The organism is Halomonas sp. WWR20, assembly GCF_054602495.1.
This window is the reverse complement of sequence record NZ_JBTRHR010000001.1, coordinates 509,026-527,603: the sequence shown is the minus strand read 5'-3', so window position 1 is coordinate 527,603 and position 18,578 is coordinate 509,026. Positions and strand designations below refer to the sequence as shown.

20 protein-coding genes are annotated in these 18,578 nt (G+C 59.4%); 3 read left to right on the top strand and 17 right to left on the bottom strand.

Features of this window, described 5'->3' with window-relative positions:
* Window positions 1-7: 7 nt before the first annotated feature.
* The 3 genes from ACW4DH_RS02480 to ACW4DH_RS02470 are packed head-to-tail and all read right to left on the bottom strand — an operon-like array spanning window position 8 to window position 2,238.
* On the bottom strand, window positions 8-1,411 hold the full coding sequence (locus tag ACW4DH_RS02480; RefSeq protein ID WP_459634760.1) for a phenylacetate--CoA ligase family protein: 1,404 nt from the start codon (window positions 1,409-1,411) through the stop codon (window positions 8-10).
* Between the two features lie 10 nt (window positions 1,412-1,421).
* Entirely contained in the window at window positions 1,422-1,844 is a 423-nt protein-coding gene (locus tag ACW4DH_RS02475) for a DUF2000 domain-containing protein (protein WP_459634759.1), read from the bottom strand.
* A 28-nt stretch (window positions 1,845-1,872) separates the two neighbouring features.
* Complete coding sequence (locus ACW4DH_RS02470; RefSeq protein ID WP_459634758.1) at window positions 1,873-2,238, bottom strand: Dabb family protein; 366 nt, start codon at window positions 2,236-2,238, stop codon at window positions 1,873-1,875.
* Between the two features lie 223 nt (window positions 2,239-2,461).
* Between ACW4DH_RS02470 and ACW4DH_RS02465 the strand changes: the two genes are divergently transcribed.
* Window positions 2,462-2,947: an Lrp/AsnC family transcriptional regulator gene (locus ACW4DH_RS02465; RefSeq protein WP_459634757.1), complete on the top strand. Its 486-nt coding sequence runs from the start codon at window positions 2,462-2,464 to the stop codon at window positions 2,945-2,947.
* Window positions 2,948-3,105: 158 nt separating this feature from the next.
* Here the strand turns inward: ACW4DH_RS02465 and ACW4DH_RS02460 are convergent, their stop codons facing one another.
* Entirely contained in the window at window positions 3,106-3,387 is a 282-nt protein-coding gene (locus ACW4DH_RS02460; protein WP_459634756.1) for a type IV toxin-antitoxin system AbiEi family antitoxin domain-containing protein, read from the bottom strand.
* On the opposite strand from ACW4DH_RS02460, the gene ACW4DH_RS02455 reads away from it, so the two are divergent.
* Complete coding sequence (locus ACW4DH_RS02455; RefSeq protein WP_459634755.1) at window positions 3,284-3,607, top strand: gamma-glutamylcyclotransferase family protein; 324 nt, start codon at window positions 3,284-3,286, stop codon at window positions 3,605-3,607. The two genes, ACW4DH_RS02460 and ACW4DH_RS02455, sit on opposite strands and share 104 nt — an antisense overlap.
* Before the next feature lie 208 nt (window positions 3,608-3,815).
* Here the strand turns inward: ACW4DH_RS02455 and ACW4DH_RS02450 are convergent, their stop codons facing one another.
* The 7 genes from ACW4DH_RS02450 to ACW4DH_RS02420 form a co-directional block, all read right to left on the bottom strand.
* Window positions 3,816-4,439, bottom strand: coding sequence for an OmpW/AlkL family protein (locus tag ACW4DH_RS02450; RefSeq protein ID WP_459634754.1), 624 nt, complete (start codon window positions 4,437-4,439; stop codon window positions 3,816-3,818).
* Between the two features lie 201 nt (window positions 4,440-4,640).
* Window positions 4,641-5,243: an OmpW/AlkL family protein gene (locus ACW4DH_RS02445; RefSeq protein ID WP_459634753.1), complete on the bottom strand. Its 603-nt coding sequence runs from the start codon at window positions 5,241-5,243 to the stop codon at window positions 4,641-4,643.
* Between the two features lie 231 nt (window positions 5,244-5,474).
* Window positions 5,475-6,953 (bottom strand): sodium/proline symporter PutP, encoded by a 1,479-nt coding sequence (putP, locus tag ACW4DH_RS02440; protein ID WP_459634752.1) that lies wholly within the window; start codon window positions 6,951-6,953, stop codon window positions 5,475-5,477.
* Between the two features lie 213 nt (window positions 6,954-7,166).
* Window positions 7,167-10,358: a bifunctional proline dehydrogenase/L-glutamate gamma-semialdehyde dehydrogenase PutA gene (gene putA, locus ACW4DH_RS02435; protein WP_459634751.1), complete on the bottom strand. Its 3,192-nt coding sequence runs from the start codon at window positions 10,356-10,358 to the stop codon at window positions 7,167-7,169.
* 262 nt (window positions 10,359-10,620) lie between these two features.
* Complete coding sequence (locus tag ACW4DH_RS02430; protein WP_459634750.1) at window positions 10,621-11,406, bottom strand: helix-turn-helix domain-containing protein; 786 nt, start codon at window positions 11,404-11,406, stop codon at window positions 10,621-10,623.
* A gap of 66 nt (window positions 11,407-11,472) precedes the next feature.
* Window positions 11,473-11,844 (bottom strand): hypothetical protein, encoded by a 372-nt coding sequence (locus ACW4DH_RS02425; RefSeq protein ID WP_459634749.1) that lies wholly within the window; start codon window positions 11,842-11,844, stop codon window positions 11,473-11,475.
* 88 nt (window positions 11,845-11,932) lie between these two features.
* Window positions 11,933-12,931 (bottom strand): Bug family tripartite tricarboxylate transporter substrate binding protein, encoded by a 999-nt coding sequence (locus ACW4DH_RS02420; protein WP_459634748.1) that lies wholly within the window; start codon window positions 12,929-12,931, stop codon window positions 11,933-11,935.
* A 233-nt stretch (window positions 12,932-13,164) separates the two neighbouring features.
* Between ACW4DH_RS02420 and ACW4DH_RS02415 the strand changes: the two genes are divergently transcribed.
* Window positions 13,165-13,416, top strand: coding sequence for a hypothetical protein (locus ACW4DH_RS02415; RefSeq protein WP_459634747.1), 252 nt, complete (start codon window positions 13,165-13,167; stop codon window positions 13,414-13,416).
* A 205-nt stretch (window positions 13,417-13,621) separates the two neighbouring features.
* Here ACW4DH_RS02415 and ACW4DH_RS02410 read toward each other — a convergent pair whose 3' ends face one another.
* The 6 genes from ACW4DH_RS02410 to cysP form a co-directional block, all read right to left on the bottom strand.
* Entirely contained in the window at window positions 13,622-13,912 is a 291-nt protein-coding gene (locus ACW4DH_RS02410; RefSeq protein WP_459634746.1) for a hypothetical protein, read from the bottom strand.
* A 176-nt stretch (window positions 13,913-14,088) separates the two neighbouring features.
* A complete protein-coding gene (locus ACW4DH_RS02405; RefSeq protein WP_459634745.1) occupies window positions 14,089-14,682 on the bottom strand; it encodes a YajG family lipoprotein in 594 nt (197 codons plus the stop codon).
* Window positions 14,683-14,775: 93 nt separating this feature from the next.
* Window positions 14,776-15,861: a sulfate/molybdate ABC transporter ATP-binding protein gene (locus ACW4DH_RS02400; RefSeq protein WP_459634744.1), complete on the bottom strand. Its 1,086-nt coding sequence runs from the start codon at window positions 15,859-15,861 to the stop codon at window positions 14,776-14,778.
* Window positions 15,858-16,685, bottom strand: coding sequence for a sulfate ABC transporter permease subunit CysW (cysW, locus tag ACW4DH_RS02395; protein WP_459634743.1), 828 nt, complete (start codon window positions 16,683-16,685; stop codon window positions 15,858-15,860). Before cysW ends, ACW4DH_RS02400 begins: the two co-directional genes overlap by 4 nt.
* On the bottom strand, window positions 16,685-17,524 hold the full coding sequence (gene cysT / locus ACW4DH_RS02390) for a sulfate/thiosulfate ABC transporter permease CysT (RefSeq protein WP_459634742.1): 840 nt from the start codon (window positions 17,522-17,524) through the stop codon (window positions 16,685-16,687). The genes cysW and cysT overlap by 1 nt, the downstream gene beginning before the upstream one ends.
* A gap of 14 nt (window positions 17,525-17,538) precedes the next feature.
* The gene (gene cysP / locus ACW4DH_RS02385) at window positions 17,539-18,561 is read right to left on the bottom strand and encodes a thiosulfate ABC transporter substrate-binding protein CysP (RefSeq protein WP_459634741.1); all 1,023 of its coding nucleotides are present in this window, start codon (window positions 18,559-18,561) and stop codon (window positions 17,539-17,541) included.
* Window positions 18,562-18,578 lie beyond the last annotated feature (17 nt).

The window sequence follows — 18,578 nt, the reverse complement described above, 5'->3', positions numbered from 1 at the left end:
GCCATGGTCAGGCCCTCTGTGCAGCAATCTTCAATGCGGTTTCGCGCTCCTGGTTGTCACTGTCCTGGCGCTTGTCATGGAGTCTGGCGGCCTTCCAACTGACCATCGCCGCGGTACCCGTGACGGCATCGGTCGAGCCGACCGTGATGCGAACACGGGCGTGGAGCTTGTCCGCCATGGAACTGGCGATCGACTCTAGGTCGTTCTGGGCTGCGCTGTTGTTGTCCAGCTCCAACGTAACGCTCAGCTGATCGGCACCTGCAACGGTTTCCACCTGAATGTGATAGTCCAGGCAACCCTTAAGGTCTTCGAGTAGTGCGGCTTCGATGTCGTAGGCGCAATGGTTGCGGCCGTTGATCGCCAAGGTGTCTCTGATCCGGCCGACGGGGATGATGTGCCATCGGCCTTTGTCCATTACCTGGGCTCTGACCATATCGCCGGTGCGATAGCGGATCAGGGGCTTTTGCCCCTGGTACAGGTGGGTGATAACCAGTTCGCCGGTCATTCTGCCGTTCTCAGGCTCCAAGACTTGCCCCGTCAGTGGATCGATCACCTCATAGACGACGTTCAAGGGGATCGTGCAAAGGTTTCCATCCTTGTCGCTCGCGGCCAGGATCGACGACTCCTGTGAGGCATACATGCAGTTGTAGACGGCACTGCCCCAAACCTCGCCAATATTGCGCAGCAAGGCAGGTGTGGTCAGTTCGCCCAAGGTGAAAATCAGCTTCACTCCAAGAGCGGAGGGCGCGCGATCTCTTTGGACTAGATGTTTGGCCAGACTGATGGCGATGGCTGGCGTACAGACCAGAGCGGTGACCTTCAACTCCTTGATCAGTGCCACTGCGCGGTCCAGTCCTACAACGGGCGAACGCGGCCACATTTTCACGACGGTGTGGCCCAAACTGCGGCATACATCCTCGAAAGTATCACCAGTCGAATGTAATTCCGTAGGCCCCATCACGCCGACAATATGCTGCTGGCCGTGGGCACGGAAAATCTCGCCATAACGAAGTATCAGCGGTGTGTTGTTGAATATGGAATCTTGCTCGTTGCGCGGACAGGGAGTTGCCGCGCCAGTGGTACCCGTGGTCTCGTAGTAGATCCAGGCTCCAGTCAGCGGCGCAGCAGCTATGTCATGCCCTGCTGCGCGCAAATCATTCTTGGTAGTGAACGGCAGTTTCCGAAACGCGTTCCAATCCAACCTGTCTATGTTTGCATCAGACAGAGCAGACAGGGTGCTCCGGTAAAAAGGCGTATTCTCCCAGACATGGCGAAGTGTGCTTTTAAGTCGCTCAAGCTGGATGTTATCCAGCTCTTCGGCATAAATTCCGCCACCTTCGAATAGCTCATGTTGTTCATGAACCGCACGAGCCAGTTCCAAAAGATTAGGTTTGAATAAGGCGTACACCATAACCCCCTTGTCACTTGAACAGTGGAAGACTGCCAGTGAACTTGCTGATTTTTTTCTTTGGTCCGATCAATCCAACGGCAACCAATTCAATGGAAGAGCTGTCCGCTTCTGAAATACGCTTTTCGTACTCTTGATAGGTTTTGCAGGATTGCGCCAAGGCACTAAACGGGATGCTGTGAATTTCATCATCCACCAGCGCTTTCTCTAGGATCTCATGCAGTAGTTCGTTGCTAGAGAATAATATCGGCAAGGGGGCATAGATGACGCCGGGGTAATTTACGTTGTCCCTGCTTTGCATGTCTGGCCCAACCAGACCTTCTACTGAGCGTCCCATGCTGACGCCAATGACGCTGACGGCATTGGCGGCATGCCCCAATCCTAGCGCTTTGTCGACCAAAATTACGCACTTATGAATGGCCGCATCGAAATCCATTGATCTCTCCTTTGTTTTCAAAAAATATTCAGCTGTATGCGAGTGCTGTACTGATGTCAGCCAGCCCATTCAGTAACCCGAAGCACCTTGTCATGTCGCTGCCGAGATCAATGTCAACTACTTTCCAGTTGGCAATTTTCTTCCACTTCCGAACGCCCTGTTGATGGTCGGAATGGCTCAGATATGCCGAAAGGTCTTCTAGGCTTTCAAATAGCCCCATCACGACGAAGTCCATGGCTTGTTCGCGGGGGCTGATATTCCGAGCACAAAACCAGCCACGTATTTCGTTAATGTGGTTTGGATGCTCGCGTGTTGACGCTTCAGCATCGGCAACCTCGTCATCGCACCATTGAAAAGGGCTGTTTAGCTTGAAAACCACTAGATGAAGAATCATCTTTCATCCTCACATCGCGCCTCGAAAAGGCGCTATCTACTTGGTTGATCGGCTCAACAACGTACCCTGCATTCAATAAAGAGTGCAGCTCAACAGCTATTGCGCCTAACGACCTGATATAAGAAATTCTATGTCATTTGAGCTGGAAAGAGCTTTCTATTCTTATTGCACTTCATGCAAGAATAGGTAGGATTTACCTACATACAGCCATCAAATGAAATTTATGACCGATCAAGCATTGAGTCTGATAGATGTCAAAATTCTTACTGCCCTGCAGCAAGATGGCAGGGTAACCAACCAGATGCTGGCCGAGCAGGTTGGCATGTCTGCCTCCCCATGCTGGCGTCGGGTGAAACAGTTGGAGGAGGGGCACTACATTCAGGGTTACCGGGCGGTCTTGGATCGACGCAAGATCGGGCTGGGAGTCATGGTGTTCATACGGATCAAAATCGATCGTCACAGCGAGGCCGAGGCCAAGAAGTTCGAGCGGGAAGTCATGCGGTTGGAGGACGTCGTTGCGTGCTATAGCATCGGTGGCGATGCCGACTTCCTCTTGCAGGTGGTAGCGCCTGATCTGGACTCGTTCGCCGAATTTGCGATGTCCATTGTTCGGCAGCTGCCCGGCATCAAGGAAATGCAGAGTATGTTCGTGCTCAAGGAAATCAAGCCTTTCGTATCATTCCCGGTGAAACCGCTGCGAGCCGTTTGAAGGTTTCTGGGGAGTTATACGTCTGCGCGGGCCGGGAGCTACCCGTTGAGGGTGGCCCAATTCCGAGGCGGCGCAGAAGCATGTCGTGCACGAATAGGTTGATGGCCGTGCCACCCTTCATGGCGAAGATATCGTAATCGAACACACCGGGGCGATATTCAGCAACAGACGGACGGTGTCGGCATAGCGTTTATCCGGGGGCTCAGGCTCAATAAGGTGCCGTCATTGAGCCGGCTCATCCAGCGCCTTCTGCCGCCGGTGCGGGCGGGGTACTGTTCCAACAGCGCATCGACGTCGACGATACCGGTCTCGCGCGCCCAGGTCAGGAAGAGGCGCATGGTTTTGACGCTAGTACAGCAAGCCAGCAGTTGCCCGAGCAGGTCTTTGCGCGGTGAACGCAGTCCATCGAAGACATTGCGGGCTTCTCGCGTTCCGGGCATTGCTCACGCCAATATCATGCCGCAGGCCGGCTCGCGGGTAGAGGGCGTGCTTTATGAGTTGAGGGAAGACTCACAGATTAGGCGCATGGATCCTTTCGAGGGGCATCCGCACGCTTACGCACGCGAGCTGTTGACGGTACATTCGGTGGAAGGCGATATACCGGCCTGGGTTTATATCGCCCTGCCGGCCCTGACCCTGCCGGCTTTGAAACCTGCCTAGGAATACCTGACACATCTATTGGCAGGGCAGCCCTTCCTCTCTAGCGAGTACCATGCGCGGTTAACGCGGGTAGAGACGGTGGAAGGCCTGTGTGAAGACACGTTGGCCATGCTCGGATTAGCGAGTCACACGCCCCGTTGAGGACGTTGGGCGTTGCTTTGCACGACGCCAAGGTCCCAGCCCTGGCGTCTGAATGAAGACAGGTGCGTTAGAAGCGGAAGCTGAGGGCGCCCATGACCACGACCGGATCGATATCCACGGTGCCGAGGTCGTTGCCATCGAGGCTGGCATCGGTATCGATGTCCAGATACCAGGCCGCTGCGTTGAGTGCCCAGTGCTCGTTGATCAGCAGATCCACACCCACCTGACCGGCTGCGCCCCAGGAGTCGTCCAGCTCGAGGTTGCCCAGCGCGCTCTTGTCATCCGAAAAATGCGTGTAGTTGATGCCGGCACCCACATAGGGCTGCACACGAGACTGCGTGCCGCCCAGCGGATAGTACTGCAGGGTCAGTGTCGGTGGCAGATGCTTGGTCGAGGCGAGAGTATCACCGTTGAGTTCGATGTCATGTTCGAAACGGTCGGCGGCCAGCAGCTCGACACCCAGCTTGTCGAGGAAGCGATAACCGAAAGTGATGGCAAAACCCCGATCATCCTGTACATCAACATCGATCCCTCCATTCAGAGTGCCGTTGTCGCTTTTCGGCGAAACCTTGGCCACACCGACGCGGGTGAAGATGTCACCGGCACCGTAGGCGAGAGCCTGGCTACTGATGACGAGGCCGCCAATCATGAGGCCGGTGGCTAGCGTAGAGGTGAGAAGGGATTTGCGCATGGTGCTGTTCCTTATGAATGCCTTACTCGGAAGAGGTACTACCAACGTGGTAGAAGTCTATTACTGTTGCGGGAAGGCATTTTGATCCAGCGCAAGGCTTGCGTCGGTATCGAGAGAGCATCGTCGATATCAAGAGAGCATAAACGCCATCGCCGGGCGCAAGGCCCGGCGATGGATAAGACTGAACCGCTTAGCTTAGGGTTAGAAGCGGAAAGTGATGCCACCGCCGATGGTGACCGGATCCAGCTCGGCTTTACCCGAGGCGGAGTTGCCGCCATAGTTCGCATTGACGTCGGAATCCACATCGGTGTACGTGGCGAAGCCGTTCAAGGCTACATTTTCCATGATCGTCAGATCGACACCCAGCTGGCCGACCGCGCCCCAGGAGTGGTCCATGTTGAGGCTACCACCGTCCAGGCTTTCATCGGAAAAGCGCGTATAGTTGACGCCTGCTCCGACATACGGCTGAATGCGTGCGTCCATCCCGCCTAACGGGTAGTACTGCACCATGAGGTTGATTGGCCGCTGTTCGAAAGAGCCGCCAGAGAATTCGTGCTCGAATTTTTCGGAGCTGCTCAGTTCCAGGCCCAGCTTGTCATGAAACATGTAGCCGACTCCGCCCACGAAACCGGTTTCGTCGTTGAGGTCCAAATCTTGGTTGCGGATCTCAGCGTCATCTGCGCTGGACTTGGCAACACCCGCACGTACGAAGATATCGCCCTGGCCATAAGCCATCGCCGTCTGGGTGGCGAACACGCAAGCGCCGGCGAGTACCGCAGCGGAAAACAGTTGTGTCTTGGTCATGAGTCTCTCCTTGAGTCTCAGCAATGAAGCGAATACCCCTAAAGTATAGGAAACACTGTTTCCTTGTCGAGTAAAATTTTGAAACAGCGTTTGATAACTTGCGTACACCGTTAATGGAACATTCTTTTCGCCCCAGAAACAGCGGCTCTAACGGCTCTGCCCACACGGCTTCGAATGACGCAATGCAACAGGCCGCCTTGCGGCGGCCTGCTGAGGGTCGGCTGATTTCGATTAGGTCTGGTTGACGCTATCGAACTCAGCGGTGATGACATCAGCGGGGGGCTCGGTGGCGAGACTGGCCACCACAATGGCGAGATAGGCGAACACGACACCCGGGACGATCTCGTAGAGATCGAAGAGACCTCCGGTGAGCTTGCTCCAGACCACCACGGTGACACCGCCGACGACGATGCCGGCCAACGCTCCCCAGCGGTTCATGCGGCGCCAGAACAGGGCCATGATCAATGCCGGGCCGAAGGCCGCGCCAAATCCGGCCCAGGCATAGGACACCAGGTTAAGCACACTGGAATCCGGATCCAGGGCGAGTAGATAGGCGGCGACGGCGATGCCCACGACCGACAGGCGACCGACCCATACCAGTTCTCTCTGCGAAGCATTCTTACGGAAGATCGTCTTGTAGAAGTCATCGGTCAGCGCGGAAGAGGACACCAGCAACTGGGAGTCGGCGGTCGACATCACGGCGGCCAGAATGGCGGCGAGCAGGACCCCGGCAACTAGCGGATGGAAGATGAAGTTGACCATGATCATGAAGATACGCTCGCCATCGGCCAGATCGCGCGGGACATAGACCAGCCCCAGCAGGCCGATGCCCACGGCACAGATCAGGCCGAGGGCCGACCAGATGACTGCGATGCGACGGGCGGCGGGAATATCCTTTTCGCTGCGGATGGCCGCGAAGCGTGCCAGGATATGCGGTTGACCGAAGTAACCCAGCCCCCATGCCAGCGAGCTGACGACGCCGATGATGGATAGGGCTTCTCCGCTGGATGCGTCACGGAACCATTCGAGCAACTGGGGATTCTCGGCGGTGATACGCGACGCCGCCTCGGAAAAACCTCCCATATCGGTCAGCGCGATCACCGGCACGATCAGCAGGGCCACGGCCATCATCAGCCCCTGGATCAGGTCGGTCCAGGATACCGCGAGGAAGCCGCCGAAGAAGGTGTAGGAAATAATCGCAATGGTCCCGATGGTCACTGCCAAGGTGTAATCGAGACCGAAGACGGTTTCGAACAGCTTACCCCCCGCCACCAGACCAGAGCTGGTATAGAAGAGGAAGAACAGCAGGATAAAGAGTGCCGATATCACCTGCAGCAGGTGAGAATTATCGCGAAAGCGCTTGGCGAAGAAATCCGGCAGTGTCAGGGAGTCGCTGGCGACGAAGCTGTAGACGCGTAGCCGACGGGCGACGATCAGCCAGTTGAGCCAGGTCCCCGCCAAGAGGCCAACTGCAATCCAGCCTGCCGAGACGCCGCTAACGTAGGCCGCTCCTGGCAAACCGAGCAGCAGCCAGCCGGACATGTCGGAGGCGCCAGCGGAAATGGCCGATGTCCAGGGACCCAGCGAACGACCCCCGAGGATATAGTCGGAGAGGTTCGTGGTGCGCTTGTAGGCAATGATGCCGATGCCGAGCATCACGAGCAGATATACGGCGAACGTGATGCCTATGGAAATGTTGTTTTCAACCATCGTCAGTTGTTCCTGTTAGATTATTGTTGTCGAACCTGGAAACGCTGCTGTCATCGCGGCGTTTCCAGGTTCCCGTCCTGCAGACAGTACCAGACCATGCCAATGCATCATCAACCGCGAAAGGCATCGCGGCTAAATAGCCTGGGTTGGCAGATACTGCCTGTTGTTGAGCGAAGCGACCTGATGCTTCGTCCGACGGCCGTGCTGGCAGACTCATTCATCGCCCAGTGCCAGCAGAGACGCGTTGCCACCTAGAGCGGCGGTGTTGATAGTGCGGGTCTTCTCGGTAACAAAGCTTAACAGATAATGCGGTCCGCCGGCCTTGGGACCGGTACCCGAAAGTCCCTGCCCACCGAAAGGTTGTACACCGACTACTGCGCCGATGATATTACGGTTGATATACACATTTCCCGCACGGATTTTCTGACTGATGGCATACGCAGCAGACTCGTTGCGGCTATGAATACCAAACGTCAGCCCGTAACCGGTGGCATTGATGGTGGCGATGACCTTGTCGATATCACTCGCCTTGTAGCGGACGATATGCAGGATCGGGCCGAACTGCTCGCGCTCGAGCGCCTCGATGCCGTCGATGGCGAACGCCACGGGGGCCACGAAGGTGCCGTGCGCGGTATGCTCGGGCTTCATCGGTGTCTCGGCGATCAGGCGACCTTCGCTCTTCAAGGTCTCGATATGCTGCACGAGGCCTCGGCGCGCGTCCTCATCGATGACCGGACCGACATCGGTTCCTAGCTGCCGTGGATCACCGACATGCAATTCGGCCATGGCACCCTTGAGTACTTCGATGACCCGCTCGGCGACGTCGTCCTGCAGATACAGTACCCGCAACGCCGAGCAGCGCTGGCCGGCACTCTGGAACGCGGAGGCGACGACATCGGCGACTACCTGTTCGGGCAGTGCCGTGGAGTCGACGATCATCGCGTTCAGCCCGCCGGTCTCGGCCACCAGCGTGGGTAGCGCGGCTCTCTCCCGGGCGGCCAAGGCGCGATTGATGATCTGCGCGGTATCGGTGCCGCCGGTGAACACCACTCCGGTGATACGCGGGTCGGAGGACAACACGCTGCCCACGGTGGGTCCATCGCCGGGCAGCAGCTGTACCACGTCACGCGGCATGCCGGCTTCGTAGAGCAGCTCGATGACACGGTGGGCCACCAGTGAGGTCTGTTCCGCCGGCTTGGCGAGCACGGTATTGCCGGCCACGGCGGTGGCGACGATCTGGCCGCAGAAGATCGCGACCGGAAAGTTCCACGGGCTGATGGCGGCGAACACCCCCTTGCCGGAGAGCACCAGCTCGTTGGACTCGCCGGTCGGACCGGGCAGCGGTGTCGCCTCGCCGAGCAGCTCCCGGGCGCGGACGGCATAGTAGCGGCAGAAATCCACTGCCTCGCGGATCTCGTCGACGCCATCGGTCAGCAGTTTGCCGCCTTCGCGCGAGCATAGCGTCATCAGCTCCGCCATGTGGCTCTCCATGAGGTCGCCCAGACGTTCGATGATCGCTGCACGCTCCTCCACCGGGGTGATCTCCCAGCGCGGGTAAGCGGCCCAGGCGACATCCAGCGCCTGTTGCGCCTGCGCCTGGGTGGTCCACTGGACGCTGCCGATGCGCTGGCGGGTATCGAAGGGGCAGAGCACTTCGTGACGCTGGGCCGGGTCATCGGCGATATCGAAGGCTACCAGCGGTTTGACGTGGTGCTCCTTATCCATGAACGTGGCCATCTCATCCATCAGCGGCTGGTACTGGCTGTTGATGTTGAGATTCACGCCCCACGAATTGCGACGCTTCTCACCGTAGAGGTCGCGCGGCAGCGGTATGCGTGGGTTGGCATAGCGCGAGTATTGCTTGAGCGACTGCACGGGATGTACGCAAAGCGTTTCCACCGGGACACGGGGGTCGACCAGCTGATGGACGAAAGAGGAGTTGGCACCGTTTTCAAGCAGCCGACGCACGAGGTAGGGCAGCAGGTCCTTGTGCGCACCGACCGGGGCGTAGATACGGCAATAGGTGCCCTGGGGCGCGCGCCTTAGTGCGGCATCGTAGAGCGCCTCGCCCATGCCGTGTAGGCGCTGGAATTCGAAAGCGCGGTTGACCGGGTTGGCGACTTCGAGAATCGCGCTGATGGTATGGGCGTTATGTGTGGCGAACTGCGGGAAGATCCGTCCGCGGGTATTCTCCGAAAGCAGAAAGTGCGCGCAGGCCAGGTAGGCGACATCGGTGTTGGCCTTGCGGGTGAACACCGGATAGCCGTCCACGCCATGCTGCTGGGATTCCTTGATCTCGGTATCCCAGTAGGCACCCTTCACCAGGCGTAGCGGAATTTCATCGCCTTGCCGGTCGGCGAGGCGGTTGAGATAGTGCAGTACGGCCAATGCGCGCTTCGAGTAGGCCTGTACCACCAGGCCGAAGTGGCCCCAGCCTTTGCACGCATCGCTTTCATAAACGGCGCGGAAGACTTCCAACGACAGCTCGAGGCGGTCGACCTCCTCGGCATCGATGGTAATGGCCACGTCGCGTTCGCGGGCCATGGCGGCCAGTTCCTTGACCGTGGCCACCAGCTCCTCAAGCACTTGCTCGCGACGGCCGAACTCGTAGCGGGGATGCAGAGCGGAAAGCTTGATGGAAATCGACGGGGCAGGCGTCTTGGCGGAAAGGGTTTTGCTGGTTTCCCCGACGCGCTTGATGGCGCTGGCGTAATCCTCGAAATAGCGGCGCGCATCGTCTCGAGTACGTGCGGCCTCTCCCAGCATATCGTAGGAGTAGGTATAGCCTTTGTTGAATAACGGTCTGGAGCGTTTCAGTGCCTCGTCAACGGTGCGTCCAAGCACGAATTGCCGCCCCATGATTTTCATGGCCTGATACATCGCACTGCGAATGACCGGCTCACCCATGCGGTTGGTCAGCCGGTTGATGAAACTGGCGGGCTTGCCGTCTCGAGGCTGGTCCAGCTTGATCACCCGTCCTGTCATCAGCAGGCCCCAGGTCGAGGCGTTGACGAACCACGACTCGCTCTGGCCGAGGTGGTTCTTCCACTCCGCCACGCCCAGCTTGTCCTCGATCAGCGCATCGGCGGTATCCTTGTCGGGAATGCGCAGCAGGGCTTCGGCCAGGCACATCAGCAGCACACCCTCCTGAGTGTCGAGACTGTACTGCTGGAGCAGCTCATCGATGGAGTCGACGGCGGTATCCATCTCGCGGACTTCACGGATCAGCTCGGCCGTCTTGGTGGCGACACGCCGGAAATCCTCTTCATCGACCGAGAGCAGCTTGACCATCTCGCCGACATAGGCGTCTTCATCAACGATGTAGTGTTCGCTGACACGACGGAAAAGCGTGTCCATCTCATCCCGCCAGGTGGCGGCATCCAGCATAGTGTTGGCATCCAACATGATTGGGTCCCCGTGAAGAGCTGCTGCGTATTGTCGTTGTCACGCTCGCCATAAATAGCGAGCCCGTCCATTCTCGCCGCTGAAATAACGCCGCCGTAGACGGGTGTGTGGTAACACCGCGGCATTACGCCCGAAACATTTGCTATAGGCAGTCTGTTCTCGACTGTAGAGTGGAAGAGGGGGTAAGTCTTGCCAATTTCGCGGAAGGATTTGTTAAAACCGGGGAATACCGTTGCTTGGCCTCACGCAACGAAGGGAGGTGTCATTGTGCCCGGGCCTGCAGGGGCATCGTTGAGCGAGAAGGCTGGCGAAGGGTGGTGGGGGGGTGACCATGGACGCGCCGAAATGCATGGGAAAGCGCGCTCTGATGGGTAAATCCGGTCTGTGCGGCAATTTCATTCAATGGTAGTCGGGTATTGAGCAATAGCTGGCGGGCCGCTTCGAGGCGTTGACGCAACACGTACTGGTAGGGCGAGAGTCCCGTCTGGGTACGAAAACGGTCGCGAAAGTGCGCCTCGCTGAGGCAGGCCTGCTGCGCGAGGTCGGCTACGCTCAGACGCTCGGCGAGATGCTGCTGGACAAAGCGCTCCAGGGCGGCAATGTCCAAAAGGCGTCCACTCCCTAAGGGGAGCGCCGGATGCAGCCGGGCGTGGAGGCAACTGAGAAAGGTCATGGCCAGCGAGTCACCCGGAACATGATGCGGTTGAGAAAGCTCCTGTACCAGAAAATTGCAGTAGGCGCGCAGAGGGTCATCCAAGGCAAAGTAGCGTGGGGCATCGAACAGCTGGGCCAGCTTGCGTTGTGCGCCGCTCAGGCAGGGGGCATCGTCGGGAAGATCGAAAATCAACTGGCGGTTTTCACCGATGCCTTCGTAATAATGCACGTGATTGGCGGGCACGATACAGCCGGAGAGCGGGGCGATCGTGCCGCCGAGTCCCTCGATCTCGAATTCTGCATGGCCCGCAACTCCGATAACGAGTTGGTGGTAGTCATGATCGTGGTGCTTGATGGTGTTGTCGAGAGGCGTCAGGCGAATGACACTGGACATATCTCAACCCTCCTGCGAACGGAAGGGGCCTACATTCATTGTCTTAAGGCCCGCGCAACAAGGATATCACGCCCGGTAACGGGCTTCACCGAGAGCGGTATGGGCCGCCAGATGGTCCCGCAGCGCCCTGATTTCTTCACGACCGGTGCGTGAAAAAAGCGAACCGCCCTGCGCCACCTGCCAAGGGCGGCCGTATTGTTCCATCAGGTGTTGAGCGCGTCGGCGTACCCCCTCCAGATAATCATCGTGGCGGATGGGATAGCCGATGACCGTGTGCCATTGTGCCTCGCTGACACGATTGCCGAGGACCTGATCAAAGAGATCGATCAGGTCCTCGGCCTCGGTGCGATAGCGCGGCGTGCGTGACAGCATCAGCAATGTCACGGTGGCTACCGTAACCAGCAGGCAGACGGCGAAGACCAGGAGATAAAGCGCCATGTCAGGGGCCAGATTGTAGGAGCGTCATGTCGTGAGTCTAGCATGATCGATAGGTCGCACCGAGTGACGCCTCTACCTGTATCGGCGGTTACTGCACCAGCCCCAAGGTGTCGGAGAGTGTGCGAATATCGTCTACCTGCTGGTTGACGAAGCGCTGCATCTCCTCGCCGGATTTATGAAAGGGCAACAAGCCGTTGGCTTGCATCACCGCCTGCCATTGCTCGGAGTCATACAGCGTATCGAAGGTCTTCACCCACCATTGGTAGTCTTCATCAGAGACGCCTCCCGGCAGATAGAACCCGCGCCAGTTGGGAGCTACCACGTCGATACCCTGCTCCCGGGCGGTGGGAATGTCGCGCCACTCCCCGGGTAGGCGTTCCTCGGAAAATACCCCCAACAGGCGCAGATCGCCGCTTTCGACGAAGCTCAAGGCTTCCGACAGGTCGCCGGTAAACGCATCCATATGTCCCCCGAGCAACTGGGTGATCGCTACCGAGCCGGAATCGAAGGCCAGATACTTGATGCGGCGCAGGCCCTCGACGCCCGCCTTACGGGCGGCCATCAATACCTTGAGATGGTCGAAGCCGCCCGCCACGTCGCCACCCGCGAAGCTGACGCTACGCGGGTCGTCACGCAGGGCCTCGAGCAGAGAGGGCAAGTCCTTGAAGCGCGAATTCGTCGGGACGGCAATGATGCCGTAATCGGCGCCCAGGGCCGCGGCCCAGCGTACCTGGTCAGGTTCGCCTTCGGCATAGCGGCGTTGTGCGAGGCGTGTAGTGGTAGCCGTCGAGGCGGCGATAATCACGTTCTCATCGCCCTGACGTTTGGCCAGAACGTGGCTAAAGGCTACGCCACCACTGGCACCGGGAATATTGGTGGTCTGCATGCCGGTGGGTATCAACTCCAGCTCCTGCAGGGTGCGGGCCACTGAACGGCAGGTGAAGTCCCAGCCACCGCCGGGCTGGGCGGGGGCGATGCAATCCGTCTTGCCTTGAGGTGCCGCCACCGCAATCGAGGGCGTCGCGGCAAACAGCGCAGCTCCGAGGGCAAGGGCCCGGGTGAGTAAGCGAGTATTCATATATTTCATGGCCTTGTCGCCTGTCGTCGTATCCAGCGTGTCGAGAGAGGCTAGATTAACGAATTTTGCCTATCGTGCGGGAAGTCTCATGCCAAAGGTGAAGGAGAGCGTCCATGCCATGCTAGGCGGTGCTCGGCTGTAGGCGGGGTACGAGCGGGATCGAGTGACGGCGCACGCGAAACGAGGAAGGTGCCTATACTCAGGCAATAACAACTATTTTCCACCGAGAAGAGGCGTTTCATATGGATAAGGAAACGTTAACCCCCGAAGAGGCGTCACGGCTGCTGATGGATGCTTTCAACGATTATCAGGTGGTCGTCAAGGAGGAGGGTTCGGGCGGCTTTCTACGCTTGAAAGTCATGGATAAGCAAAGTGGCGCAGTGTACATCGACCGGCCGATCAGCGAAGGCCTGTATAGCGATTCTCAGCGACTCAACGAGCTGGCCACTAAAATGCGGGGCACCATGGGCAGTGGTACCGATATTGCCCAGTAACTAGATTCACGCCTAAGAGGCACCGGCATCAGGTGCGGATAAGCAATGAGTGAGGTAATTGGCTATGAAGATAGCGCTTACTCACCGTTTCGAGCGGATGAGGCGGGCTTATGATAGACGGCGATATCCTTAACTTGTTCAGCCCAGCGTGCTAGTGACGCTGGGCTTTTTTTATCCATGTACGAAGCCTTGCACCGGGGTGCAATCAATAACTCTCGGGCTTCTCATCGGGAAAGGTCAGGCCCTCGTCCCAATCGTCGTGGCCCTGTTGCCTGATCTTGACGAAGTTGAACCACTGGGCCGTCAGGGTGGCATCGTCCGCGGTGGGCTCGCCCGGCGGGTTTCCGGCGAGGAGCTTGGTAGTGTAACTACCATCGGGATGTCGGGTGACGATTTCCAATGTCAGCGCCTGGTTGGCACTTCGTGCCAAGGCCTGATCGCCAGGCTGCAGATCCTTGGCACGCTCGATGGGGGGATCGATGATATCCAACTGCATGCTGTTGCCTCTTCCGTGTGGGCAATAAGAATTCTACCGTCTTCACCATAGCGAGAACCCGGCCGGTGTCGCAAGGTCATGCCTGGCTGACAAGAGTGCGCCTCCCGGCCTGGGCCGGGAGGATGAGCGATAGACTACGTGAAGAAGAGCCGTGCGCGTGAGACGATGAGATCCGCTCAACGCTCCAGGGTGCGGCCGATCTGCGGGTCGCGGAACACGCGGCTCAGAGCATCGCTGAGCAGATCGCTGACCATGCGGTTGTTGGTTTCCCAGTCCGGCTTGATGGCATAGCTCTGTTCGCGCTTGGCGGTATAGGTGGCGGCATAAGTGTCACGGCCATTGACGGCCTTGGCCTGGATAACCGCGCGCAGATGGGCCGCCTCGAGTAGCGGCTTATCGGCGTTGCCCTGCATGTACTTCAGCTCCTGCAATGTCAGGGTCAGACTGGGTTGGCCATTGTCCTGCTGGGTGGGAGCGAAGCCCATGCTGCGCAGGGCGGCTTCTGCCTGGGCCTGCAGCTTGGGGACCACGTCATGCGGCGAAACGCTGATGGTCGCTGTCGAGGCAGCCGAGCCGGAGCGAGTACCCAGGACATCCGATTCGCGTCCATCCACTACCGTGACGGACACTTCCTGACCGCGGCCCATCTGCAGGAAATCGCCACTGACCTTGGGATTGACCCGCAGTACCTGGGGACTTTGGGCGCAGCCTGCCAGGATGAACATTGCGAGGGTCAGCACGCTAAATGCCGAACGCCAACGTAATTGCATTCCTATACTCCCTTGCGAATTGACGACGCCCCACGCATGTAGGCGTGAGGCGTTCGAGTATAGCCGGATGTCCGCGGGTTGGGGATAGGCACCTCAGGTCACGGCAAGGGACTCGAGCGGGGCGGTCCGCTCGTCCTCGAAACGGTGCCAGCGACGCGGCTGGGCAAACAGGCGCTGCCCTCGCTTGACGGCGAGGCGGTCGAAGTCGGCGTGGCTGATGGTCGCCAGCCACGGCTCGCCCAGCCAGTTGGCTTCCAGTTCCACGCGCACCTCGGCGCCGACCGGTGAGATCGAGGTGACGCTGAGCGGAAGATGGATATGCGACAGCGGCTTGTCGGCAAGCGCGACTTCATGGGGACGCAGCAACAGCTCCTGACGGCCATCCTGCATACCCTCGACACGCAGCCGGGCATCGCCACAGGTCAGCACGCCTTCGCGCACATCGCCTTCGAGTCGGTTGACGTCGCCAAGAAACTCGAACACGAAGCGGTTGGCGGGACTACGGTAGAGAGTGTCCGGCGCATCGATCTGCTCGATACGGCCGTTGCTCATGACCACCACGCGGTCCGAAAGCTCCAGCGCCTCTTCCTGGTCGTGGGTCACGAACACGCTGGTGAAGTTCAGCTCGTCGTGCAGATGGCGCAACCAGCGGCGCAGCTCCTGACGCACCTTGGCATCCAGAGCGCCGAACGGCTCGTCCAGCAGCAGCACGTCGGGCTTCAAGGCCAGGGCGCGGGCCAGCGAGACGCGTTGCTGCTGGCCGCCGGAGAGCTGGGCCGGATAGCGTTTGGCGAACTCCTCGAGTTTGACCATTTCCAGCAGGCGCTGAACACGCTGGCGGATCTCGCCGCTGGACGGACGCTCCCGCTTGGGTAGCGCAGTGAGGCCGAAGGCGACGTTATCGAATACGCTCATGTGACGGAACAATGCATAGTGCTGGAAGACGAAGCCGATACGCCGATCACGGACGTGAACATGCGTGACGTCGCGCTCGCCGAAGCGGATGGTGCCGCTGTCGGCCTGCTCCAGGCCGGCGATGATCCGCAACAACGTGGTCTTGCCGGAGCCGGAAGGCCCCAGCAGGCCGACCAGTTCGCCATCGTGAATGTCCAGATCCAGCGGTTCGAGTGCAACATTGCGCCCGAAAGTCTTGGCGATATTCGTCAGACGGATGCTCATGCGGCATTCTCCCGGCGCGCAGCGCGCCATTCCAGGCCGGCCTTGGCGGCCAGCGTGAGCAGAGCGATCAGGGCCAACAGTGAAGCGGCGGTAAAGGCTCCCACGGTGTTGTAGTCCTGATAGAGCAATTCGACATGCAAGGGCAGGGTGTTGGTTTCCCCGCGGATGGCGCCCGAGACCACCGACACGGCTCCGAATTCGCCGACGGCACGCGCATTGGTCAGTACCACGCCGTAGAGCAACGCACCGCGAATGTTGGGAAACGTCACGCGGCGAAAGATGGTCCAGCCCGAGGCGCCCAAGGTGACCGCCGCCTCTTCCTCGCGCGACCCCTGAGCCTGCATCAGCGGGATCAGCTCACGGGCCACGAACGGGCAGGTGACGAAGATGGTCACCAGCACGATGCCCGGCCAGGCGAACATCAGCTGGATATCGTGACTGTCCAACCAACCGCCGATCCAGCCGTTGCGTCCGTAGAGCAGCAGATAGACCAGACCGGCGACCACCGGGGATACCGCGAACGGAATATCGATCAATGTCTGCAGGGCGCGTCGACCGGGAAAACTGAAACGGGTAATCAGCCAAGCCAGGAAAACACCGAAGACCAGATTGACGGGGACCGTCAGCAGCGTGACGAACAGCGTCAACCAGATCGCCGCCAAGGTATAGGTGTCGGTCAGATTCGACCAGAACACGTCGAAGCCGCCGACGAAGGCCTGGGCGAAGATCGCCACCAGCGGCAGCAATAGGAACAGCGCGGTCAGTAGCAGTGCCAGTCCGACCAGGATGCGCCTGATGCGTGGCGCGTCACCGATGCGATACATCAGCCTTTCCCTCCATGCAGGCGCTTGATGAAACGCCCCTGCCAGAGATTCAGCACCAGCAGCAACAGCAACGATACCGCCAGTACCACCGAGGCGATCGCCGAGGCGCCGGCATAGTCGTACTCCTGCAGACGCACGAAGATCATCAGCGAGGTGATTTCGGTCTCATAAGGCATGTTGCCGGCAATGAAGATCACCGCGCCGAACTCCCCCAGTGAGCGTACGAAGGCCAGACCGGTGCCGGTGACCAGCGCCGGCCACAGATGCGGGAGGATCACACGGCGAAAGGCCAGCCCATCGCTGGCCCCCAGCGTGAGAGCGGCTTCGTCGATCTCGCCGGGTAGGTCCTCGAGGACCGGCTGCACGGTGCGTACCACGAACGGAATGCTGGTAAACGCCATCGCCAGAGCGATGCCCACCCAGGTGTAGGCGACTTCCAGGCCCAGCGGCTCAAGCAGGCCGCCGACCCAGCCGCTGCTCGAATACAGCGTGGCCAGGGTGATCCCGGCGACGGCCGTGGGTAGCGCAAAGGGCAGATCCATCAACGCATCGACCAGGCGCTTGCCGGGAAATTCGTAGCGTACCAGCACCCAGGCCATCAGCAGGCCGAACAGCGCATTGACCATTGCCGCCACAGCGGCGGCGAAGATCGTCACGCTGTAGCTGGCGACGATCCGCGGCTCGGTAATCACCGCCCAATATTGCGCCAGGGTCAGCTCGGAGAGCTGACCCACCAGACTGGTCAACGGTAGCAACAGCACCAGCGAAACGAATGTCAGGGTGATGCCGAGCGACAGGCCAAAGCCCGGCAGTACCCGTTTCGACCGGGAGGGGGTCATGAAAGTAGACGCGATCATCGGCGCTGTAGTTGATCCAGCTCACCGCCGGAAGCGAAGTGCGTCTCCATGGCCTGCGGCCAGCCGCCGAAAACATCCTCGACGCGCAGCAGCTCGGTCTCGGGGAACTGTTCGGCAAACTCTTCGCTGACGGTGTCGCTGTTGACACGGTAGTTGAAGCCCGCCAGCAGGCGTTGGGCTTCCTCGGTATACAGATAATCGAGATAGCCGTGGGCCAGGTCGGTATTGCCGTTACGCTCGGCATACTCCTCGACCACCGCCACCGGGAATTCCGCGAGGATGCTGATTGGCGGAACGACGACATCGTATCCGTCCTCGCCATACTCCTTGCTGATGTTGTTGACTTCCGATTCGAAGCTGATCAGTACATCGCCGATGCCGCGCTCGACGAAGGTGGTGGTGGCCCCGCGGCCGCCGGTATCGAAGACCTTGACGTTACGAAGAAACTTGCTCATGAACTCGTGAATCTTGTCTTCGTCGCCGTCGAACGCCTGATCGGCATAGGCCCAGGCTGCCAGGTAGGTGTAGCGGCCGTTACCCGATGTCTTGGGGTTGGGGAACACGATTTCCACGCCTTCCTTGACCAGATCGTCCCAGCTTTCGACGCCTTTGGGATTGCCCTCGCGGACCAGGAACGCGGTGGTGGAATAGTAGGGCGAGGCATTGTTGGGTAACTGCTGCTGCCAGTCCTCGGCCACCAGACCGGCCTCGGCCAGTACGTTGACATCGGTGACCTGATTATAGGTCACCACATCCGCTTTCAGCCCCTGCATGATGGCGCGGGCCTGGGTCGAGGAGCCGCCGTGGGACTGTTTGACGGTCACTTCATCGCCATGTTCGGCTTGCCACCACTCGACGAAATGCGGATTGATCGTGGCGAACAGTTCGCGCGCGATATCGTAGGAGGAGTTGAGCAGTTCTCGCTCGGCGGCGCTGGCTGGCGCAGCGACACCGGCAATCAGGCCCGTGCCGATAACGGTAGACGCGATGAAGTGTCGTGCAGTGGGAAACCAAGACATAGAACGCCTGCTCCTGC

What these genes read in the sequence shown, in the direction of transcription:
- putP (WP_459634752.1), bottom strand. Translation starts at nt 6,953, where the DNA reads ATGGTTGAAAACAACATTTCCATAGGCATCACGTTCGCCGTATATCTG.
- ACW4DH_RS02415 (WP_459634747.1), top strand. Translation starts at nt 13,165, where the DNA reads ATGGATAAGGAAACGTTAACCCCCGAAGAGGCGTCACGGCTGCTGATG.
- ACW4DH_RS02410 (WP_459634746.1), bottom strand. Translation starts at nt 13,912, where the DNA reads ATGCAGTTGGATATCATCGATCCCCCCATCGAGCGTGCCAAGGATCTG.
- ACW4DH_RS02400 (WP_459634744.1), bottom strand. Translation starts at nt 15,861, where the DNA reads ATGAGCATCCGTCTGACGAATATCGCCAAGACTTTCGGGCGCAATGTT.
- cysT (WP_459634742.1), bottom strand. Translation starts at nt 17,524, where the DNA reads ATGACCCCCTCCCGGTCGAAACGGGTACTGCCGGGCTTTGGCCTGTCG.
- ACW4DH_RS02470 (WP_459634758.1), bottom strand. Translation starts at nt 2,238, where the DNA reads ATGATTCTTCATCTAGTGGTTTTCAAGCTAAACAGCCCTTTTCAATGG.
- ACW4DH_RS02460 (WP_459634756.1), bottom strand. Translation starts at nt 3,387, where the DNA reads ATGCCCGGAACGCGAGAAGCCCGCAATGTCTTCGATGGACTGCGTTCA.
- ACW4DH_RS02475 (WP_459634759.1), bottom strand. Translation starts at nt 1,844, where the DNA reads ATGGATTTCGATGCGGCCATTCATAAGTGCGTAATTTTGGTCGACAAA.
- ACW4DH_RS02455 (WP_459634755.1), top strand. Translation starts at nt 3,284, where the DNA reads ATGGTTTTGACGCTAGTACAGCAAGCCAGCAGTTGCCCGAGCAGGTCT.
- ACW4DH_RS02445 (WP_459634753.1), bottom strand. Translation starts at nt 5,243, where the DNA reads ATGACCAAGACACAACTGTTTTCCGCTGCGGTACTCGCCGGCGCTTGC.
- ACW4DH_RS02450 (WP_459634754.1), bottom strand. Translation starts at nt 4,439, where the DNA reads ATGCGCAAATCCCTTCTCACCTCTACGCTAGCCACCGGCCTCATGATT.
- ACW4DH_RS02480 (WP_459634760.1), bottom strand. Translation starts at nt 1,411, where the DNA reads ATGGTGTACGCCTTATTCAAACCTAATCTTTTGGAACTGGCTCGTGCG.
- putA (WP_459634751.1), bottom strand. Translation starts at nt 10,358, where the DNA reads ATGTTGGATGCCAACACTATGCTGGATGCCGCCACCTGGCGGGATGAG.
- ACW4DH_RS02420 (WP_459634748.1), bottom strand. Translation starts at nt 12,931, where the DNA reads ATGAAATATATGAATACTCGCTTACTCACCCGGGCCCTTGCCCTCGGA.
- ACW4DH_RS02405 (WP_459634745.1), bottom strand. Translation starts at nt 14,682, where the DNA reads ATGCAATTACGTTGGCGTTCGGCATTTAGCGTGCTGACCCTCGCAATG.
- cysP (WP_459634741.1), bottom strand. Translation starts at nt 18,561, where the DNA reads ATGTCTTGGTTTCCCACTGCACGACACTTCATCGCGTCTACCGTTATC.
- cysW (WP_459634743.1), bottom strand. Translation starts at nt 16,685, where the DNA reads ATGTATCGCATCGGTGACGCGCCACGCATCAGGCGCATCCTGGTCGGA.
- ACW4DH_RS02430 (WP_459634750.1), bottom strand. Translation starts at nt 11,406, where the DNA reads ATGTCCAGTGTCATTCGCCTGACGCCTCTCGACAACACCATCAAGCAC.
- ACW4DH_RS02425 (WP_459634749.1), bottom strand. Translation starts at nt 11,844, where the DNA reads ATGGCGCTTTATCTCCTGGTCTTCGCCGTCTGCCTGCTGGTTACGGTA.
- ACW4DH_RS02465 (WP_459634757.1), top strand. Translation starts at nt 2,462, where the DNA reads ATGACCGATCAAGCATTGAGTCTGATAGATGTCAAAATTCTTACTGCC.